Genomic DNA, 18,023 nt, shown 5'->3' on the forward strand with positions numbered 1-18,023 from the left:
GATCCAGCCCCTGATTCCCCTGGCCTTTGCCGGGTCGGGGCGGACTGTGTCACCTTGCCCGGCCGTTCGCAAGATCGCTGAGCAGGCCTGCGGCGACGGTGATGCGGGCGAGATTCGGATCGCCGCTTTCACTGAGGCCGCCAAGCTCCTCGGCGATGCGATTGATGCGGATGCGGTCCTCCGCATGCCACGCCTGAACCGGCTGTTTGTCCTTCGGGTGGTTGGACAGCGCGGAGATGACGATATCGCGGCGCGCGCCGGCGATCTGGTCGAGGCTGCGCGCCAGGGCGAGGCTCTCGTAGTGGTCGCCGGTGACGATCCTGCTGCCGGCCAGCAGCAGGCGGCCGACGCGGAAGGTCTGCGAGACAGTGAAGTAGCTTTCCGCCGCCCGGTTCAGCGTATCGCCGGTGCGTTCGGCGATCTGCATGATCTCCGGCACGAGGACGAGCGCGTAGATGGTGGCGATCTCCGAAGCCAGTTTTTCCGGCAGGCCGGCGGCCTGGTATTCCGTCTCGCGGACGGCGATCTCGGCTGCGAAATCGGCCGGGATATGGCTGAGGAAGACAGGCCGCAGCTTCTTGAGGGCCGCGCGAAGCCGGCTAACGGTTTCCTCGATGCCACCTTTGACCGCGCCCGTCTTCAACAGGAGCCGCGTCAGTACGGTATAGACTTCGGTAATCTCGCCGTAGACGCGGTTCTGCATCTGGCCGCCGACCTTGCCATCCAGCGCGTCGGTTTCGTTCCAGAGCCGGTCGAGATCGAAGCCGTCGCGGGCGATCACGGCCGCCTTGACCACTTCGGCAGCCGATGCGGCCGTCGCGTCCATCATGCTGACCGCAAATCCGGGGCCGCCACGGTTGATCGCTTCATTGGCAAGCGCCGTGCCGATGATCTCGCGGCGCAGCCGATGGGTTTCGATATCGACGGCGTTCGAGCGCTGCATCTTGGCCGGGAAATAGCGGCTGAGCGTGGCAGCGAAGTAGGGATCGTCAGGCAGGTCGCTCGCGACAAGCGCGTCGAAGAGGACGATCTTGGCATAGGAGAGCAGTATGCCGATTTCGGCGCGGGTGAGCGGGCGGCCGTTGGCGTAACGCTCGGCGAAGGTCTGGTCGTCAGGCAGGGTTTCAACCTTGCGGTTGAGCTGCTTGGCCGCTTCCAGCACGCTCATGAAGCGGCTGAGTTCCAGGCCGTTGCCGGTGCCCTTGCGCTCCGTCAGCGAGATCGCCAGGGATTGCAGGTAGTTGTTGCGCAATACGAGGACTGCGACTTCGTCGGTCATGGAGGCAAGCAGCGTGTCGCGCTTGGCGCGCGTCAGGCGATCGTCATGCATGGCGTTGGCAAGCGCGATCTTGATGTTGACTTCGACGTCCGAGGTGTTGACGCCGGCGGAGTTGTCGATGGCGTCGGAGTTGCAGCGCCCGCCCTTGAGGCCATAGGCGATGCGGCCCTTCTGGGTGACGCCGAGATTGGCGCCCTCGCCGATCACCTTGGCGCGAACCTCCTCAGCCGAAATGCGGATCGGATCGTTGGCGCGGTCGCCGACCTCCGAATCCGTTTCGGCCGGTGCCTTGACATAGGTGCCGATGCCGCCGAACCACAGCAAGTCCACCGGCGCCCTGAGGATCGCCGTCATGATCTCGAAGGGCGTGGCGACCGATTTGTCGATGCCGATGGCGGCAACCGCTTCCGGCGTCAGCGTGACCGACTTTGCCGAGCGGGAAATGACCATCGCGCCTTTCGACAGAACGGATTTGTTGAAATCCTGCCAGCTTGAGCGAGGCAGGTCGAACAGGCGCTGGCGTTCGGCAAGCGTCTTTTCCATGTTCGGATCGGGATCGATGACGATGTCGCGGTGGTCGAAGGCAGCCACGAGGCGAATCTTGGGCGACAGCAGCATGCCGTTGCCGAAGACGTCGCCCGACATGTCGCCGACGCCGACGACGCTGAAGGGCGTCGTCTGGATGTCGATGTCCATCTCGCGGAAGTGGCGCTTCACGGTTTCCCAGGCGCCGCGGGCGGTGATGCCCATCTTCTTGTGGTCGTAGCCGGCCGAGCCGCCGGAGGCGAAAGCGTCGTCCAGCCAGAAGCCGGCTTCCTGCGCCAATGCGTTGGCGGTGTCGGAGAAGGTGGCCGTGCCCTTGTCGGCGGCGACGACGAAATAGGGGTCGTCGCCATCGAGCCGCACGGTATCGGCGGGCGGAATGATATCGGCGCCGGAGATGTTGTCGGTGATCGACAGCAGCGTGCGGATATAGGTCTTGTAGGCCTCGCGGCCGGCATTGAAGATCTCGTCGCGGCTGCCGCCGACGGGGAGCTTCTTCGGATAGAAGCCGCCCTTGGCGCCGACGGGCACGATGACGGCGTTCTTGACCTGTTGCGCCTTTACCAGGCCCAGCACTTCGGTGCGATAGTCCTCGGCACGGTCGGACCAGCGCAGGCCGCCGCGCGCCACCTTGCCGAAGCGCAGGTGCACGCCTTCCACTTCGACGCCGTAGACGAAGATTTCGCGGAAGGGCCGCGGCTCGGGCAAGCCGTCGAGAAGCTTCGGATCAAGCTTGAAGGCCAGCATCGCCTTCGGCGTGCCGTCGGCGTTCTTCTGGAAGTAGTTGGTGCGCAGCGTCGCGTCGATGGCGTTGACATAGCGGCGCAGAATGCGGTCGTCGTCGAGGCTCGGAACGTCGGCGAGCTCGGTTTCGATGGCGGTATGCAGCTCGGAGAGCTTTTTCGTGCGGTTCTTGTCGCTGAGCTTGGGATCGAGCGTGTCGTGGAACAGGCGGAAGAGCGAGCCGGCAATGTGCGGATATTTGTCCAGCGTCGACGAGATATAATCCTGCGAATAGGCAATGCCCGCCTGCCGCAGATAGCGGGAATAGGCGCGCAATACGTTGGTTTCGCGGGCGGAGAGATCGGCAGAGACGATCAGCCTGTTGAAGGCGTCGTTGTCGATCGTGCCGCCGAAGGCGGCGAGGAAAGCTTCTTCCAGTGCCGCGCCATGGCGGGCAAGATCGATCGTCAGGCCGTTGCGGGCCTCAAGCTCCATGTCGTGAAGCACGACATGGCCGGTCGAGCCGTCCCTGGCGGTGACATAGATATCGAAGGTGCGTTCGCTGATGACGTTGAAGCCGAGATTTTCGAGCAGCGGCACGCGACGCGACAGCGCCAGATTGCCTTGTCCATGGAAGATCTTCAGCGAAAGGATATCGCCTGCCTCGTCCTTGCGGACATAGAAGCCGATGCGGATCGGTTCCGCCCCGGCGGTCGCGGTCATGTCGGCGAGATCGGCGAAAGCGTCTTCCGGCGAGAAGGCTTCCTGAAAAGCCTGGCTGACGGAGATGCTTGGCGCCTTCGGGCCGGCCAGCGTGACGAAGCGTTCGTCCCAGCGGGCGGTGATGGCGCGGATGGCCTCTTCCAGCTTGGCCTGGGGAACATTTGGCGTCTTGTCGGCGCTGCGGCCGATGATGAAGTGCACGCGGGCAACGCCGCCTTCCGGGAAGGCCGGATAATAGGCGGAGACGCGGCCGTCATAGACGGTCTTCAGGTAGTTGCCGATCTTCTCGCGGACGACGGAGTCGTATTCCTCGCGCGGGACATAGACGATGACGGAGACGAAGCGGTCGAAATGGTCGATGCGCGGCAGGGCGCGCACGCGCGGCCGGTCGGTCAGATCGTTGATCTGTTCGGCAAAGCTTGCCAGCAGCGAGGTGTCGATCTGGAAGAGGTCGTCGCGGGGATAGGATTCCAGCGTATTGTCGAGCATACGGCCGGAGTGGCTGGTCGGATCGAAGCCGAAATGATCCTTGACCTTCTGCACCTTCGAGCGCAGCAGCGGAACCTCGGCGGCGGCACTGGTATAGGCGGTGGAGGTGAAGAGACCGACGATGCGCAGCTCGCCGGTGACGTTGCCATCCGTGTCGAAGCGCTTGACGCCGACATAATCCATATAGGCGCGGCGATGGACGATCGACTTGACGTTGGCCTTGGTGACGATCAGGAAATCCGGGCCATCGAGGAAGGCGAGGATTTCCGGCGTCGTGGTGACGGCATCCCTGCCCTGGCGCAGCACGCGGACGTCCGGATTGGAGAGGATACCGAGGCCGGTGCCGCGATCACGCTCGACCTTGGCGTTGGCGCCCTTGCCGGAATAGACGTATTCGCGCATGCCGAGGAAGGTGAAATTGCCGTCGCGCAGCCAGGCAAGGAAGGCGAGCGCTTCGTCGCGATCGTTCTTGCGGCGGCCGGCGGCCTCGTAGGTGGAAAGCTCTGAAATGACGGTATCGAGGCGCGACAGCATCGGTTTCCAGTCGGAAACGGTGAGATGCGTCTGATCGAGCACGGCCTGTATCCGCTTGGCCAGATCCGTCGCCTGCGCCGCCGTCAACGGCGAGAGATGAAGCTGGATATGACTGACACGGTGGGCAGGATCGCTCGGGTGGTCGGCGGAATAGAGGCTCGGCTGCTTGCCGTCTTCGATGACCAGGATCGGATGCACGGCCATGTAGAGGTCGCGATAGCTGCTGGTCACCTCGCCCATGACCGATTCGTACAGGAAGGGCATGTTGTGGTCGGTGATCGAAAGGATCGAGACGGCAACGCCATCAGGCTCGATGTTGGCGACCTGCTCGATGCTGACGCGCGGAGACGTGCGGCCCCAGGCTGCCAGTTCCTTGGCCGCGTGCGTCGCGGCAAGGGCCAGCATTTCCGGGCTGTAAAGCTCCATATCGTCGTTGCTAGCCCGGCCGAACAGGATTTCGGGATCGAGGTGCGCCTCGCCCGTCGCCGCGGCTATCTTGCGTGCCGCTTCGATCTGTTTTTCCCGTTTCGGATTGGTTTTGGGCGCCATGGAATTCCTCCCGATTTTCGAATTTTGACCACAGTAGCAGAAGGTTTAGCGAAAAAACTGGCAAAAAGAATGCGAATTTGGTTGCTTTCGGACTGATTTTGCCTCGTTTTCTTAAAAAACTTGCCGGAATGCGCGATCCTGGCGAAAAGCGGATGGAATTGGCGGAATCAGTTCGTCAACAGAGGTTTTCATGACTCTGTGAAGTGCCGTTGACAGAATGGCGCGAAAGGGACCATCAACGGCGACATTGCAGTTTGAAGCCCTGAACTTGAAAGCAAAGCATCATGTCGCAAGTGTCGGCCGGCGCCGTTATCGTTATCTCCAGCCATGTCGTCAGAGGGTCGGTCGGCAATCGTGCTGCCGTCTTCGCGCTGGAAACGCTTGGCCATCCTGTCTGGGCGCTGCCGACCATCGTTCTGCCATGGCATCCGGGTCACGGCCGCTCGACGCGGCTGACCTTCAACGAGGCGGATTTCGACCACGCGATCGACGATCTCATCGCCGCGCCATGGCTCTCCGAGGTCAAGGCCGTGCTGTCGGGATATTTCGGCAACGCCGCACAGGCGCGTTCGGTCGCCCGGCTGGTGACGGCCTTGCGGGAGAAAAACCCCGACCTTCTCTATGCCTGCGATCCGGTGATCGGCGATGCCGGCGGCCTCTATGTGCCCGAAGCGACGGCGGAAGCGATCCGCGACCATCTCATCCCGCTGGCGTCGCTGGCGACGCCGAACCGCTATGAGCTTGCCTGGCTGGCCGGGGCGCCGCTCGAGGACAACAATGCCATCATGGAAGCGGCACTCGCCCTCGGGCCGTCGCGCATGTTGGTGACCTCGGCAGTGCCGATGATGGCCGGCGGCATCGGAAACCTCTACCTCAGCGGTCGAAACGCGTTGCTTGCCGAGCATCGCAGCATAGAAAATGCGCCAAATGGGCTTGGCGATCTGCTGTCGGCCGTGTTCCTGTCCCGGCTGCTGTCCGGCTTGGACGAGGAGCGGGCGCTGCAATTGACGACGGCCAGCGTCTATGAGGTGCTGGCAAGGGCGGTCAAGCGCGGCAGCGACGAGCTGACGCTGGCTGCGGATTCGTCAAGTCTGTCGACACCGATGGCGATGGTGCAGCTGCGGCACCTCGTTCATCCGGCGGAGCGGAAGAGATAGCGGTCGAGGTCGCCCAGAGCTTTTTGCAGTGCAATAGTTGCCATCGGCAGCGAGGCGCTGTAATTCAATCTGCATGGACAGCTTTCCCACCTCCCTTCTGAGCGGTTATCGCAACTTCATGAGCGGACGTTATGCGGACGAGCGCGAACGTTATCGCAGTCTGGCCGAGAGCGGTCAGAGCCCCTCGACCCTTGTGATTGCCTGTTGCGACTCCCGTGCGGCGCCGGAGATCATCTTCGATGCCGGCCCGGGAGAGCTCTTCGTCATCCGCAACGTCGCCAACATGGTGCCGCCTTACGAACCGGACGGCAATTTCCATGCGACGTCGGCGGCGCTGGAATTCGCGGTGCAGTCGTTGAAGGTCTCCGACATCGTGGTCATGGGCCATGGCCGTTGCGGCGGCATCCGCGCGGCGCTCGATCCCAATGCCGAGCCGCTCTCGCCGGGCGATTTCATCGGTCGGTGGATGGGCCTGCTGAAGCCGGCTGCCGAACAGATCCAGAGCAATGACATCATGACGCCTGTCGAGCGTCAGACGGCGCTGGAGCGCATATCGATCCGCAATTCGCTGAACAATCTGCGCAGCTTCCCGGAAATCAAGGCGCTTGAGGGAGAAGGCAAGTTGCAGCTGCATGGCGCATGGTTCGATATTTCGACCGGCGAGCTATGGATCATGGATCCGGCAACGCGCGATTTCATCCGCCCGGACGTATAGCGTTTCGGCTTTTTCGAAGCGCGTAGCCGCTCTTTTTAAGCGATTCCGGACGGAAAACCGCTGCACATTTTTCCTGGAGTTGCTCCAGGTGGAAACCAGATCAAACAAAAAGGCGCTGCAGACCTTTCGGTCGCAGCGCCTTTTTTGTTTATTATCCAGATTACTTGCCGTCGATCTGCTGGCCAATATAGGCGATTGCCTGCTGATAGACCTTTGCGTCGTTCCAGCCGGCGATGGCGGCGAAATTCGGCTCGCCCGGCTGATAGCCGGCGCCTGGCTGCCAGCCATGGCCACGCAGGAAGTTTGCCGTCGATGCCAGCGCGTCCGCGCGCGATCCCACAAGATCGACCCTGCCATCGCCATCTTCATCGATACCGAAGGCGACGACGTTCTTTGGCATGAATTGCGTCTGGCCGATTTCGCCATGGGCGGCGCCGCGAGCCGACGGGCTGAGATAGCCTTCGCCGACGAGCTTGAGGGCGGAATAGAGCTGCTCGGTGAAGAATGCGGAACGGCGGCAGTCATAAGCGAGGGTCGAAACCGCAGAAAGCGTGTGTTGGTCGCCCATGTAGCTGCCAAAGCCCGTTTCCATGCCCCAGATCGCGATGATCGGGCCTGGCGGAACGCCGAAACGCTTCTGAATCTTGGCAAACAGCGCCCCATTGGCCTGCTTCATGCTCCGGCCGCGACTGATGATGGTCTGGCCGCCACGCTTCTTCATGAATTCCTCGAAGGAAAGCTTGAAGCTCTTCTGGCCGCGGTCGGCGCGGATGGTCGGCTGGTTGTAGTGAACGTTGGCGAAGGCCCTGTCGAGGACGGAGGGGCTGACGCCCTGTCCCTGCGCTTCCCGCTTGAATTCCTGCACCCAGTTCTCGAAGCCGGCGGAAGTGTTGCCGCAAGATGCGGCATTTGCCGCAAGCGGCATCCCCAGCAGCAACCCGCCCGCCACGAGAGCTGCCATTCCAGACTTTGTGAAGCGCATTCAGTGTCCCCGAATTCTTACCGCGTTGCGAACGCGGTAACCGTTTTCAATGGCGCATAAACCCTTCCAAGCCAGGGATTCACGCGTGGTTCGTCGCTACCGGACCATGCCAGCATCCGACAGTCCTGTCATCATCACATTTTAGCAGTCGATGTTTTCGTTTCATGTGAAACATCGGCGCCCAAACATTCACAAAAGCCCCGCCTTTCGTTCGAAATGGCGAGGCTTCCATTCAATCCTGCATAGCTAATGAAGGTTTATAAACCGTAAATTGGTTTACGAACCCTTATGCAGCCTGCTTGCGCGGCTTGATCAGGCCACGGTTGACGAGCAGTTCGGCGATCTGGATGGCGTTGAGCGCTGCACCCTTGCGCAGGTTGTCGGAGACGACCCAGATGTTGAGGCCGTTTTCGACAGTTGCATCTTCGCGGATGCGCGAAATATAGGTCGCATCCTCGCCGGCGGATTCGTAAGGCGTGATGTAGCCGCCGTTTTCCTGCTTGTCGATCACGAGGCAGCCGGGTGCTTCGCGCAGAATGTCGCGGGCCTGATCGGCCGTGATCTCGTTTTCGAATTCGATGTTGACCGATTCCGAATGACCGATGAAGACGGGGACGCGGACAGCCGTGCAGGTGACCTTGATCTTCGGATCGAGCATCTTCTTGGTTTCGGCCAGCACCTTCCACTCTTCCTTCGTGTAGCCGTCTTCCATGAAGCTGTCGATGTGCGGAATGACGTTGAAGGCAATGCGCTTGGTGAACTTCTTCGATTCGATCGGATCGGCGACGAAGACGGCGCGGGTCTGGTTGAACAGCTCGTCCATGCCGTCCTTGCCGGCGCCGGAAACGGACTGGTAGGTCGAAACGACGACGCGCTTGATCTTGGCGAAGTCGTGCAGCGGCTTCAGCGCGACGACGAGCTGCGCGGTCGAGCAATTCGGGTTGGCGATGATGTTGCGCTTGGTGAACTGCGTGATGGCGTCCGGGTTGACTTCCGGCACGATCAGCGGCACGTCGGCGTCGTAGCGCCATGCGGACGAGTTGTCGATGACGACGCAGCCCTGGGCGCCGATCTTCGGCGAGAACTTCTTCGAGACTTCACCGCCGGCCGACATCAGGCAGATGTCGGTGTTGGAGAAATCGTAGTTTTCCAGGTTGGAAACCTTCAGCGTCCGGTCACCGAAGGAAACCTCGGTTCCCTGCGAGCGGGCCGATGCAAGCGCTACGACCTCATCGGCCGGAAAGCCACGTTCGGCGAGGATATTGAGCATTTCGCGGCCGACATTCCCGGTCGCGCCCGCTACTGCAACTTTGAAACCCATTTCTCAAGCTCTCTTTCTCTTCTCTCCTCTTTGGCGAGGGGGGAACCGCGGCCATGACGGCCGGTTCCTGTCCCCGACCGAGCCGGGGAGAGAGCGGCAGGCCAGAGACGTCAGACGGTTTTCGTCGTCGTTTTGGCCTTGGTTTTGGAAGAAACCGGAAAATAGACATCCCGCCCGGCATGGTCTGCCAAGTTACGGAGGCTATCGAATTGTTCGAAGCGAGCCATGGAAGTCTTCCTTTTCCGTCGCCGGTTCTAAGACGTTTTCCACAGGAGTCAAGGATTTCCTCGCCGGCATCGCTGCGGGAGCGAGGAAATCGGGAACATTGGAACCCGCCTTCACCCTGTCGTGTTCGAGGGCGCGCGGTTTCGAATGTCAGCGATTGGTCTTGCGCGTGATCTCGAACAGGAACCAGGTGCGGCGTTCGGTCTCGTCCAGCCAGTTTTCGAGAAGGCTGGCGGTGGCGATATCGCCATATTCGTCGCAGACGTCATGCACGGCGCGGATTTCGGCCGAGAGCTTGAGGTTGTCGTCCGCCAGTTCGGCAAGCATGTCCTGGGGATCGACATATTCGGCGTCGTTGTCGGGAATGCGCTGGAGCTTGGCGATCTGGCCGATCGACCGCAGCGTCGTTCCGCCGATCTTCCGGGCGCGCTCGGCCATGGGGTCGGTCATCGCGAAGATCTGGTCGCCCTGATCGTCGAGGAGCAGGTGATAGTCGCGGAAATGCGGCCCGCTCATGTGCCAGTGAAAATTCTTGGTCTTGAGATAGAGAGCAAAGACATCCGCCAGCAGCGCGTTCAATGCTGCCGAAATATCGCGTGTCGCCTCCTCGCTGAGATTGGTGCGAGTCCCCAATTTCGATTTGGTGTTGGCGGTGTTCATAAAGACGTCCTCCGTTTGTTGTTCACGACAGCGATCGCCGGCGGATAATGAAGGGAGTTCGATGACATTCGCTGTTGCGTGGGATCGCATTGAAAAAGGATGCATTTTGAAATTGCACGGCAGGGGCGCCGTTTGCGGGCATGTCGTCTGCGATGCTATGCGGAAAACCCGAACGTATCTACTAAATAGGAGAATGTGGCGGTTTGGCAATTGCTTGCCGACGCATCGATCCGGCTTGACGCCACGGCCGCCGAATGAGCCGCCCTCTTTGCAGGAGGGCGGCTTTGCTGGCGAGACGTTACTTGAGGCCGCCTCCGGCGTAGATGGTTTCACCCGTCAGCCAGGCGGCTTCCTGCGACGCGAGGAAGACGGCGATCGGGGCGATATCGGTCGGCTGGCCGAGGCGGCCGAGCGGTGTCTGCGAGACGAGATGCTTCTCAAAATCGCTGCCGATGACGCCTGCCGCAACGACACCCTCGGTCTCGACGCCGCCCGGCGCCAGGTTGTTGACCCGGATATTGCGCGGTCCGAGCTCCTTGGCGAGAATCTGGGTGATGGAGCTCACGGCAGCCTTGGTTGCCGTATAGACCGAGGCGGTCGGCAGGTTCATGCTGACGGCATTGGAGCCGATGTTGATCACATTGCCGCCCTCCGGGCCGAAATACTTGACGGCTTCCCGTGTGGTCAGCAACGTACCCAGGACGTTGATGTTGAATTCACGATGGAATTCTTCCTCGGTGAACTCCTCTATCGACGCGAATTGATAGACGCCGGCATTGTTAACGAGGATATCGACGCGGCCGAATGCCTGTTTGGTTTCGGCGAAGAGGCGGCTGACGTCTTCGGATTTCGAAACGTCGCCGTGGACGGCGAGCGCCTTGCCGCCCTTGGCGGTTATTTCCGCCACGACCCTGTCGGCACCTTCGCGGCTTGAGGCATAGTTGATGACGACGGCAGCACCCGCCTCGCCCATCGCCTTGGCTATCCCTGCACCGATTCCCTTGGATGCTCCGGTCACGATCGCGACCTTTCCTGCCAGTTTGCTCATGTCATTTTCCTTCGGAAATTGTTCGACAGTTTTACAATCATCAAATCATTTGGCGCATGCGACCCGAAAACCGATCCGCAACGTCAGTTTGATATTTAGATAATCATCTAATTGATACAAGAGGAGGAGAGGCCGAGGCCATGCGGAATCGTCAGATCCTGGAAAGTTCCGCCATATAGGCGTTCAGCGTATCGCGCCGCAGCACGAGGTTTGCGAACTTGCCTTCGCGCTGGATCTCGATCAGCCCGGCGTTCTCAAGTTCCTTGATGTGATGTGACATCGTCGCGGCACTGACGGCGTGGCACTCGTTCAGGGTGCTGCAGGGCAGAGGCTCGGTTCGCGTGCCGATTTCCTTCAGGATCTGGACGCGTCGCGGCTCGGCAAGGGCCCGGGAGATCAGTCCCATCTGCCTTTCGCTCAAACGTATCGGCTCGGTATCCATGGTTTTCATCGCAAAGGGAAACGAAATCGGGTTGACCGCCTTCGATCAACCTACGCTCAGAGATATATGAATGCTCGAGGTCGATGGCAACCTTTGCGATCGCGGCAGATGAGCTTGGATCAAGGCTTGCTGACTTTCAGCAGCGGCCATCTCGGTGTCGGCCAGCCGGCAGCATTGATGCGGAAGAGCAGGCCATAGCGGGAATAGACGATCGCCGTCATGAAGGAAAACCAGCCGCCAAGTGCCAGGCCGGCCATGACGTCGCTCGGATAGTGGGCGCCGACCATGACGCGCGTAACGGCGAGCCAAAGGGCGCATGCCGCGAAGATATAGCGATAGCGGGGGAACATGAAGGCAAGCGCCACGAACAGGGCGCCGATGGTGGTCGCGTGCCCGGACGGAAAGCTTTCGAAGCTGGCGCGGCCGTTGAAGGGCGAAAAGCCGAAAGGTCCCCAGTCCGCAAAATGCGTCGGCCGCGCGCGGCCGATGGCGCGCTTGAGAACATTGGCGAGAAGACCTGAAAACACGACGGTCGTCAGAAGATAGCCGCCGATCTGGCAGATACGCAGCGCCTGACAGCGGCAGCGTTGCGAATGGAGGAGCCTGCTGCCGGCCCATCCTTCGAAAAAGAGGAAGGCGCTGATGACGATGATCCACTCGGAATTGCCGAAGCCGGTCAGCATTTCGCCGATGAAGCGGATGGATGGCGAGAGGCTCTTGAGGGTTGCGCCGACGGGCCAATCGAACAGGAGGGCCGAGAGAAGAACGACGTTGGCCGTCAGGAAAAGGCAGATCTTCCAATGGCATGGCGCAAGTGTCGCATCGCTCCGCCGCCAACGCCTGTCGAGAGACGTCAAGATCGCCTGCATAACCCACCGCCCATTGTCGATTTCCAATCAAGGGGACGACTAGCAGGCTCCTGTAACAGTATTTTTAAGGCGATCTGCCGTCGACCGTCTCTTCGAGGCTTCCCGGCGCATCCCCGCGGCAATCAACAAAAACCCCGCGCTGCGTGGCAGGGCGGGGTCTTGTGTTTCACGTGAAATATATCAGGTGGCTTACGCGGACAGAGCCTTGAATTCGGCAAGGATGGCGTCGCCCATTTCGGCGGTGCCGACCTGGCGGCTGCCGGCCGACATGATGTCGCCGGTGCGGATGCCGCTGTCGAGGACGTTGGCGATCGCCTTTTCCAGCGCGTCGGCTTCGGCAACCAGGCCGAAGGAGTAGCGCAGGCACATGGCGAAGGAGGCGATCATGGCGATCGGGTTGGCGATGCCCTTGCCGGCGATATCGGGCGCCGAGCCATGTACCGGCTCGTAGAGCGCCTTGCGCTTGCCGGTCTTGGCGTCGGGCGCGCCGAGCGAAGCGGACGGCAGCATGCCGAGCGAACCGGTCAGCATGGCGGCGACGTCGGACAGCATGTCGCCGAACAGGTTGTCGGTGACGATGACGTCGAACTGCTTCGGCTGGCGCACGAGCTGCATGCCGCCGGCATCGGCGAGCATGTGCTCGAGCTGCACGTCGGAATATTTTTCCTTGTGCGTCGCGGTGACGACCTGATTCCAGAGGACGCCGGACTTCATGACGTTGCGCTTTTCCATCGAGCAGACGCGGTTGTTGCGGGTGCGCGCCAGCTCGAAGGCGACGCCGGCGATGCGCTCGATCTCGTAGGTGTCGTAAACCTGGGTGTCGATGCCGCGCTTCTGGCCGTTGCCGAGGTCGATGATTTCCTTCGGCTCGCCGAAATAGACGCCGCCGGTGAGCTCACGGATGATAAGGATATCGAGGCCGTCGACCAGTTCCGGCTTCAGCGAGGAGGCCGAGGCCAGCGCCGGATAGCAGATGGCCGGGCGCAGGTTGGCGAACAGCTGGAGGTCCTTGCGCAGGCGCAGCAGGCCGGCTTCCGGGCGCACTTCATAGGGAACGCTGTCCCACTTCGGGCCGCCGACGGCGCCGAAGAGCACGGCGTCGGCCGCAAGCGCCTTGCCCATGTCTGCCTCGGAGATGGCGGCGCCATGCGCATCATAGGCGCAGCCGCCGACAAGGCCTTCATCCGTGACGAAGCCGGCATTCTTGGCCTCGTTCATATAGGCGATGATCTTGCGAACTTCGCCCATGGCCTCGGGGCCGATGCCGTCGCCCGGCAGGAGGAAGAGATTGCGCACTGTCATGGGAAAGCCTCCGCGAAAGAAAAAGTTGCGGGGTTTTTAGACCTGCAAATGCGGCTTTTCAAGCGAGGAAGCGGCCGAAACGGTACGGTTTTCGGGCTTTTGAGAGCCTTACCCGCCCTCGTGGTTCGAGGCTACGCCCTCCGGGCTTCGCACCTCACCATGAGGGCGGAGACAGTACCGCGCCATAACCCGGCAAATTCATCCTTCGACGCGCTTATCCTTTGGCGAGGGGTGAAATGAGCTGAAATGCTGATGAGGAGATTAGCCCTCATCCTGAGGCGCGCAGCCAAAGGCGGAGCCTCGAAGGACGAGGGCGGGTGGTTTGCTTTGCCTTATATTTTACTCGGTGAGACCCAGCGAGGCGAGATAGGCGGCCGATGCCGGGATCTTCGACTTGTCCTTGATCTCGATGATCAGGCGCGGATTGCTGTCGAGCTTGGCAAGGGCGGCAAAGACGGCGCGCCAGTGGATGTTGCCCTCGCCGAGGCTCCAGTGGCGGTCGGCATAGCCGTCCGCGTCCTGCAGGTGGATATGCTGCAGGCGGTTGCCGGCGGCGTGGACGTAGTAGTCGACCGGCGGAGCGCCGGTGTAGCCATGGGCGTAATGGGCATGGCCGGTGTCGATGGAGACGGCGACGGCGGGCGAGTTGAAGCTGTCGGCGAGACCGACGCGGATATGGGGATCCTTGTCCTCGATATTCTCGATGACCATCGTCAGCCCGATGTCCTCGGCGCGCTTGACGGCATCTTTCAGCGTCAGATGCGTATATTCGATGATCTTCTCGCGCTCGCCCTTGTTGTTGTCGAGGTTGTTGTAGGACCACGACGTATAGGGGCTATGGATGACCATCTGCGTGGCGCCGATATTGGCGCAGACATCGAGCGCCTGCAGCAGGCGCCGGGTGACGACGGCGCGGACATCCGGGTCCTGCGAGGCGATGACGAAGCCCCAGAACGGGCCGTGAATGCCGAGGCGGCCCTGATGGCCGTCGAGCAGCTTGCGGGCGCGCTCGGCAAGCGGAGCCCAGTCGCCGTTCAGAACATCGGCTTCGACGAAGCTCTGCAGCTCCAGATCGCGCGGCTTTTCGAGCAGCCAGTTGCGATGGGTTTCGACGTCGTCAAGCGTCATGGCGGCGCCGACAATAGGAAGAGTTGTCATGGAGAGGCTCCATTGCGTGGAGAGGAATCAGGGCGGGAGGAGAGGCCGCAACGGCCTCGGCAGGCTTGTATGGACCTGCTTCTTGTCGATCATATTACAGCGGACAGGAAAGATAGTCCCTGATTTGTTTTCCGGGATCTGCATTCCCCAGTTCTTGAGCATGGCAGGTGCGGAATAATCCCTCTCCCTTTTTCGAGGAGGGCCATCGCATATGAGACGGGATCGCTGCCGCGTACCCCCTTCTCCCCGAGGGGAGAAGGTATATGCCGCATCGATCGGCGCCATATGCGACGGCCCTGCCGTCAAAACGGGAAGCGGAGGTCCTTATGTTTGCATGAAAAAGCCGGGCACAGGGCCCGGCTTCGAAACATGCGGTAATGGTAAGACCGATCAGGCGGCCCAGGGACGCGACGCGGCGTTCGACTTTTCGAAGTTGTCGATCGCGGAGGATTTTTCCAGCGTCAGGCCGATATCGTCCAGGCCGTTCAGCAGGCAATGGCGCTTGAACTCGTCGAGTTCGAACTTGAGCGAGCCGCCGTCCGGGCCGGTGATTTCGAGGTTTTCCAGATCGACCGACAGGATGGCGTTGGAGCCGCGCGAGGCATCGTCCATCAGCTTGTCGAGATCTTCCTGGCTGACCTTGATCGGCAGGATGCCGTTCTTGAAGCAGTTGTTGTAGAAGATGTCGGCGAAGCTGGTCGAGATGACGCAGCGGATGCCGAAGTCGAGCAGCGCCCAGGGAGCGTGTTCGCGCGAGGAGCCGCAGCCGAAATTGTCGCCGGCGACAAGGATCTTGGCGTTCTGATAGGCCGGCTTGTTCAGCACGAACTCTTCGTTCGGCGTGCCGTCTTCGTTGTAACGGGCTTCCGCGAAGAGCCCTTTGCCGAGACCTGTGCGCTTGATGGTCTTCAGATAATCCTTCGGGATAATCATGTCGGTGTCGACATTGACGACCGGGAGGGGTGCCGCGACACCGGTCAACTTCACGAACTTGTCCATGGGGTCCTGCCTTCATTCTCGTCTAAAGCACGAATTATCCTGCCAATAGAGCAAATCCGGCCCGAAATGAAGGAGAATCTTGGAAATGCTCTAAAACGCGGCGCTTTGGCCGCAGCCTGCCTTCCGGAACATGTCAGCCCTCGGGCAAACGCGTTCGGCAGCCGGCAACAGGCTGCCCTTGCCTGTGTTCGACCTCAGAGGTCGATGATCGTGCCGCGACCGTCGTTCCAGATGCGCATTTCGCGCTGGCCGTTCGTCTTCGCCTTGGCATGCACCGGTGCCGGCTTCATGCGGAGCGAAATCGCGCGGGCTGCCATGAGCACGGTCAGGATAGCGCCGACGGCAAGCGTGATCGAAACTGTAAACAACGCCATGGCGGCAAATACGGTGATGCCGGCAAGCGCGATGAACAGGGAACGGATATTCTGCATGGTCGAGACCTCTCTACTCATGGCAATGTGGTCCTCTCTCCTCCCCTCTGCAAGAGGAGCATGGCTTTTTGTTGACTTGCCTGGCGATTAAAAGCGCGGCAAAACGGCACAATGAGCCAATCTGCGAGCCAAACCTCCCCTTCCCGCCCCGCCCGCCTGCGCCGTTCGGTCTTGAGCGTTCCCGCTATCAACCGACGCGCGCTGGACAAGCTTTCGAGCCTCGATTGCGACGCCGTCATCTTCGATCTCGAGGATTCCGTTTCGCCGGAGAAGAAGGCCGAGGCGCGGGAGAATTTACGGGCTTTCTTTGCCGCTTCGCCCCTTCCCGGCAAGGAGCGGATCATCCGCATCAACGCGCTTTCCTCCAATTTCGGCGCCGACGATCTGGCGTTGGTCCTGGCGCTGGAGCCGGATGCGGTGCTTCTGCCCAAGGTGGACGAGCCGCAGGATGTCATGCTCGTCGGCGATAGGCTCGCCGAGGCCGATGCGCCGGAAAACCTGCGCATCTGGGCGATGATCGAGACGCCGCGCGGTATCCTGAATGCGGCTTCGATCGCCGAGGCCGGGCGCACGTCTGGCAGCCGGCTCGATTGCCTCGTCGTCGGCCTCAACGACCTCAGAAAGGAAACGGGGGTACTGCCGCAGCCGGGCCGCGCCTATCTCGTGCCCTGGCTGATGCAGGTGATACTGGCTGTCAGCGCCTATGGGCTCGAAGCCATCGACAGCGTTTTCAACGATTTCAAGGATGCGGAGGCGTTCGAAGCGGAATGCGGCCAGGGCCGCAGCATGGGCTTTGCCGGCAAGATGCTGATCCATCCGAGCCAGATCGAGGCTGCCAACCGGCATTTCGGTCCGGATGCGGCAGCCGTTGCCGAGGCTGAAGCCATCATCGCCGCCTTCGCCGAACCGGGTGCCGCCGCTCTCAATGTCGTGAATATCGGTGGGCGGATGGTGGAGCGGCTGCACCTTGTCCAGGCGGAAAGACTCGTCCATAAAGCTCGCCTGATCGCGCAGCGCTCCATCGCCCTTCGACAGGCTCAGGATGAAGGCTGATATGTTACGAAAGATGTCTTGATGAAACTCTACCGCTTTCTCACCGGACCCGATGACGCATCCTTCTGCCACAAGGTATCCGCTGCGTTGAACAAGGGCTGGGAGCTGTCGGGCTCGCCGACCTATGCCTTCAATGCTGCGAGCGGTCAGATGCAGTGCGGCCAGGCCGTCGTCAAGGAAGTCGCCGGCAAGGATTACGATCCGGATATGAAGCTTTCAGAGCAGTAAGCTGGGCTTAATCGCCTTATAAAAGGTTTTATGCCTCTCCCTGACCGTCTTGCGGTCAGGGCATGCCGTCAGCGATCCGTCGCTTCCTCGGCGCTTTCCTCGATGCGCTCCATGTCCTCGTCGCTCAGGCCGAAATGGTGGCCGATCTCGTGGATCAGGACATGGGTGATGATGTCGCCCAAGGTTTCGTCGTTCTCAGCCCAGTAATCGATGATCGGCCGGCGATAGAGGCGGATCTTGTTCGGCATGTCGCCGGTCTGGGCGGTGAAGCGTTCCGATATGCCACGGCCCTCGAAAAGGCCGAGCAGGTCGAAGGGAGTTTCCAGCGCCATATCCTCGAATACGTCGTCATCGGGAAAATCCTCGATGAGGATGATGAGGTTGCCGGTGAGCGAGCGGAATTCATCCGGCAGGTGGCTGTAGGCCTCCATTGCCAGAGATTCGAATGTGCTGATTGAGGGCGCGTGGCGATCCCGCCAATCCTCGCTCTGGTCAATGCGAGCCATGAATGCTTCCTTCCTTGGCTGGTCATATAGAGACTTTGCGCCGCTTTTACGAGAGCGGATTAGAGCATGATGCCGAAAAGTATTTGA

The 18,023-nt window shown here is 61.0% G+C and carries 16 protein-coding genes; 4 read left to right on the top strand and 12 right to left on the bottom strand.

Annotated elements, in window-relative coordinates:
- Positions 1-49 precede the first annotated feature (49 nt).
- The gene (locus tag ACQZ6J_RS22610) at positions 50-4,840 is read right to left on the bottom strand and encodes an NAD-glutamate dehydrogenase (protein ID WP_449085694.1); all 4,791 of its coding nucleotides are present in this window, start codon (positions 4,838-4,840) and stop codon (positions 50-52) included.
- Between the two features lie 284 nt (positions 4,841-5,124).
- Here ACQZ6J_RS22610 and pdxY point away from each other — a divergent pair, with 284 nt between their 5' ends.
- Positions 5,125-5,997, top strand: coding sequence for a pyridoxal kinase PdxY (pdxY, locus tag ACQZ6J_RS22615; RefSeq protein ID WP_163987344.1), 873 nt, complete (start codon positions 5,125-5,127; stop codon positions 5,995-5,997).
- Between the two features lie 73 nt (positions 5,998-6,070).
- Positions 6,071-6,712: a carbonic anhydrase gene (locus tag ACQZ6J_RS22620; RefSeq protein ID WP_163987343.1), complete on the top strand. Its 642-nt coding sequence runs from the start codon at positions 6,071-6,073 to the stop codon at positions 6,710-6,712.
- A gap of 160 nt (positions 6,713-6,872) precedes the next feature.
- On the opposite strand, the gene ACQZ6J_RS22625 is transcribed toward ACQZ6J_RS22620, so the two are convergent.
- The 10 genes from ACQZ6J_RS22625 to ACQZ6J_RS22670 form a co-directional block, all read right to left on the bottom strand.
- Positions 6,873-7,694: a lytic murein transglycosylase gene (locus tag ACQZ6J_RS22625; protein ID WP_449085695.1), complete on the bottom strand. Its 822-nt coding sequence runs from the start codon at positions 7,692-7,694 to the stop codon at positions 6,873-6,875.
- Between the two features lie 286 nt (positions 7,695-7,980).
- Complete coding sequence (locus ACQZ6J_RS22630; protein ID WP_163987341.1) at positions 7,981-9,015, bottom strand: aspartate-semialdehyde dehydrogenase; 1,035 nt, start codon at positions 9,013-9,015, stop codon at positions 7,981-7,983.
- A gap of 375 nt (positions 9,016-9,390) precedes the next feature.
- Positions 9,391-9,900 carry a Dps family protein gene (locus tag ACQZ6J_RS22635; protein ID WP_163987340.1) on the bottom strand — a complete coding sequence of 170 codons (510 nt, stop codon included), beginning with the start codon at positions 9,898-9,900 and terminating at the stop codon, positions 9,391-9,393.
- Between the two features lie 298 nt (positions 9,901-10,198).
- A complete protein-coding gene (locus ACQZ6J_RS22640) occupies positions 10,199-10,948 on the bottom strand; it encodes an SDR family NAD(P)-dependent oxidoreductase (protein WP_449085696.1) in 750 nt (249 codons plus the stop codon).
- A 151-nt stretch (positions 10,949-11,099) separates the two neighbouring features.
- Positions 11,100-11,354, bottom strand: coding sequence for an ArsR/SmtB family transcription factor (locus ACQZ6J_RS22645; RefSeq protein WP_163987338.1), 255 nt, complete (start codon positions 11,352-11,354; stop codon positions 11,100-11,102).
- Positions 11,355-11,509: 155 nt separating this feature from the next.
- Positions 11,510-12,259, bottom strand: coding sequence for a lipid A 1-phosphatase LpxE (gene lpxE / locus ACQZ6J_RS22650; RefSeq protein WP_163987337.1), 750 nt, complete (start codon positions 12,257-12,259; stop codon positions 11,510-11,512).
- Between the two features lie 189 nt (positions 12,260-12,448).
- Complete coding sequence (gene leuB / locus ACQZ6J_RS22655; RefSeq protein WP_449085697.1) at positions 12,449-13,561, bottom strand: 3-isopropylmalate dehydrogenase; 1,113 nt, start codon at positions 13,559-13,561, stop codon at positions 12,449-12,451.
- A 339-nt stretch (positions 13,562-13,900) separates the two neighbouring features.
- Positions 13,901-14,719 carry a sugar phosphate isomerase/epimerase family protein gene (locus tag ACQZ6J_RS22660; RefSeq protein ID WP_163987335.1) on the bottom strand — a complete coding sequence of 273 codons (819 nt, stop codon included), beginning with the start codon at positions 14,717-14,719 and terminating at the stop codon, positions 13,901-13,903.
- Positions 14,720-15,109: 390 nt separating this feature from the next.
- On the bottom strand, positions 15,110-15,718 hold the full coding sequence (leuD, locus tag ACQZ6J_RS22665) for a 3-isopropylmalate dehydratase small subunit (protein ID WP_163987334.1): 609 nt from the start codon (positions 15,716-15,718) through the stop codon (positions 15,110-15,112).
- A gap of 194 nt (positions 15,719-15,912) precedes the next feature.
- Positions 15,913-16,149 carry a hypothetical protein gene (locus ACQZ6J_RS22670; protein ID WP_112795815.1) on the bottom strand — a complete coding sequence of 79 codons (237 nt, stop codon included), beginning with the start codon at positions 16,147-16,149 and terminating at the stop codon, positions 15,913-15,915.
- A 111-nt stretch (positions 16,150-16,260) separates the two neighbouring features.
- On the opposite strand from ACQZ6J_RS22670, the gene ACQZ6J_RS22675 reads away from it, so the two are divergent.
- The gene (locus tag ACQZ6J_RS22675; RefSeq protein WP_449085698.1) at positions 16,261-17,202 is read left to right on the top strand and encodes an HpcH/HpaI aldolase/citrate lyase family protein; all 942 of its coding nucleotides are present in this window, start codon (positions 16,261-16,263) and stop codon (positions 17,200-17,202) included.
- Between the two features lie 21 nt (positions 17,203-17,223).
- On the top strand, positions 17,224-17,430 hold the full coding sequence (locus ACQZ6J_RS22680) for a DUF1737 domain-containing protein (RefSeq protein WP_449085699.1): 207 nt from the start codon (positions 17,224-17,226) through the stop codon (positions 17,428-17,430).
- Positions 17,431-17,498: 68 nt separating this feature from the next.
- Here ACQZ6J_RS22680 and ACQZ6J_RS22685 read toward each other — a convergent pair whose 3' ends face one another.
- Positions 17,499-17,936, bottom strand: a complete 438-nt coding sequence (locus ACQZ6J_RS22685) for a metallopeptidase family protein (RefSeq protein ID WP_163987331.1) — start codon at positions 17,934-17,936, stop codon at positions 17,499-17,501.
- Positions 17,937-18,023 lie beyond the last annotated feature (87 nt).

The sequence above is a fragment of the Rhizobium sp. A37_96 genome (genome assembly GCF_053521765.1).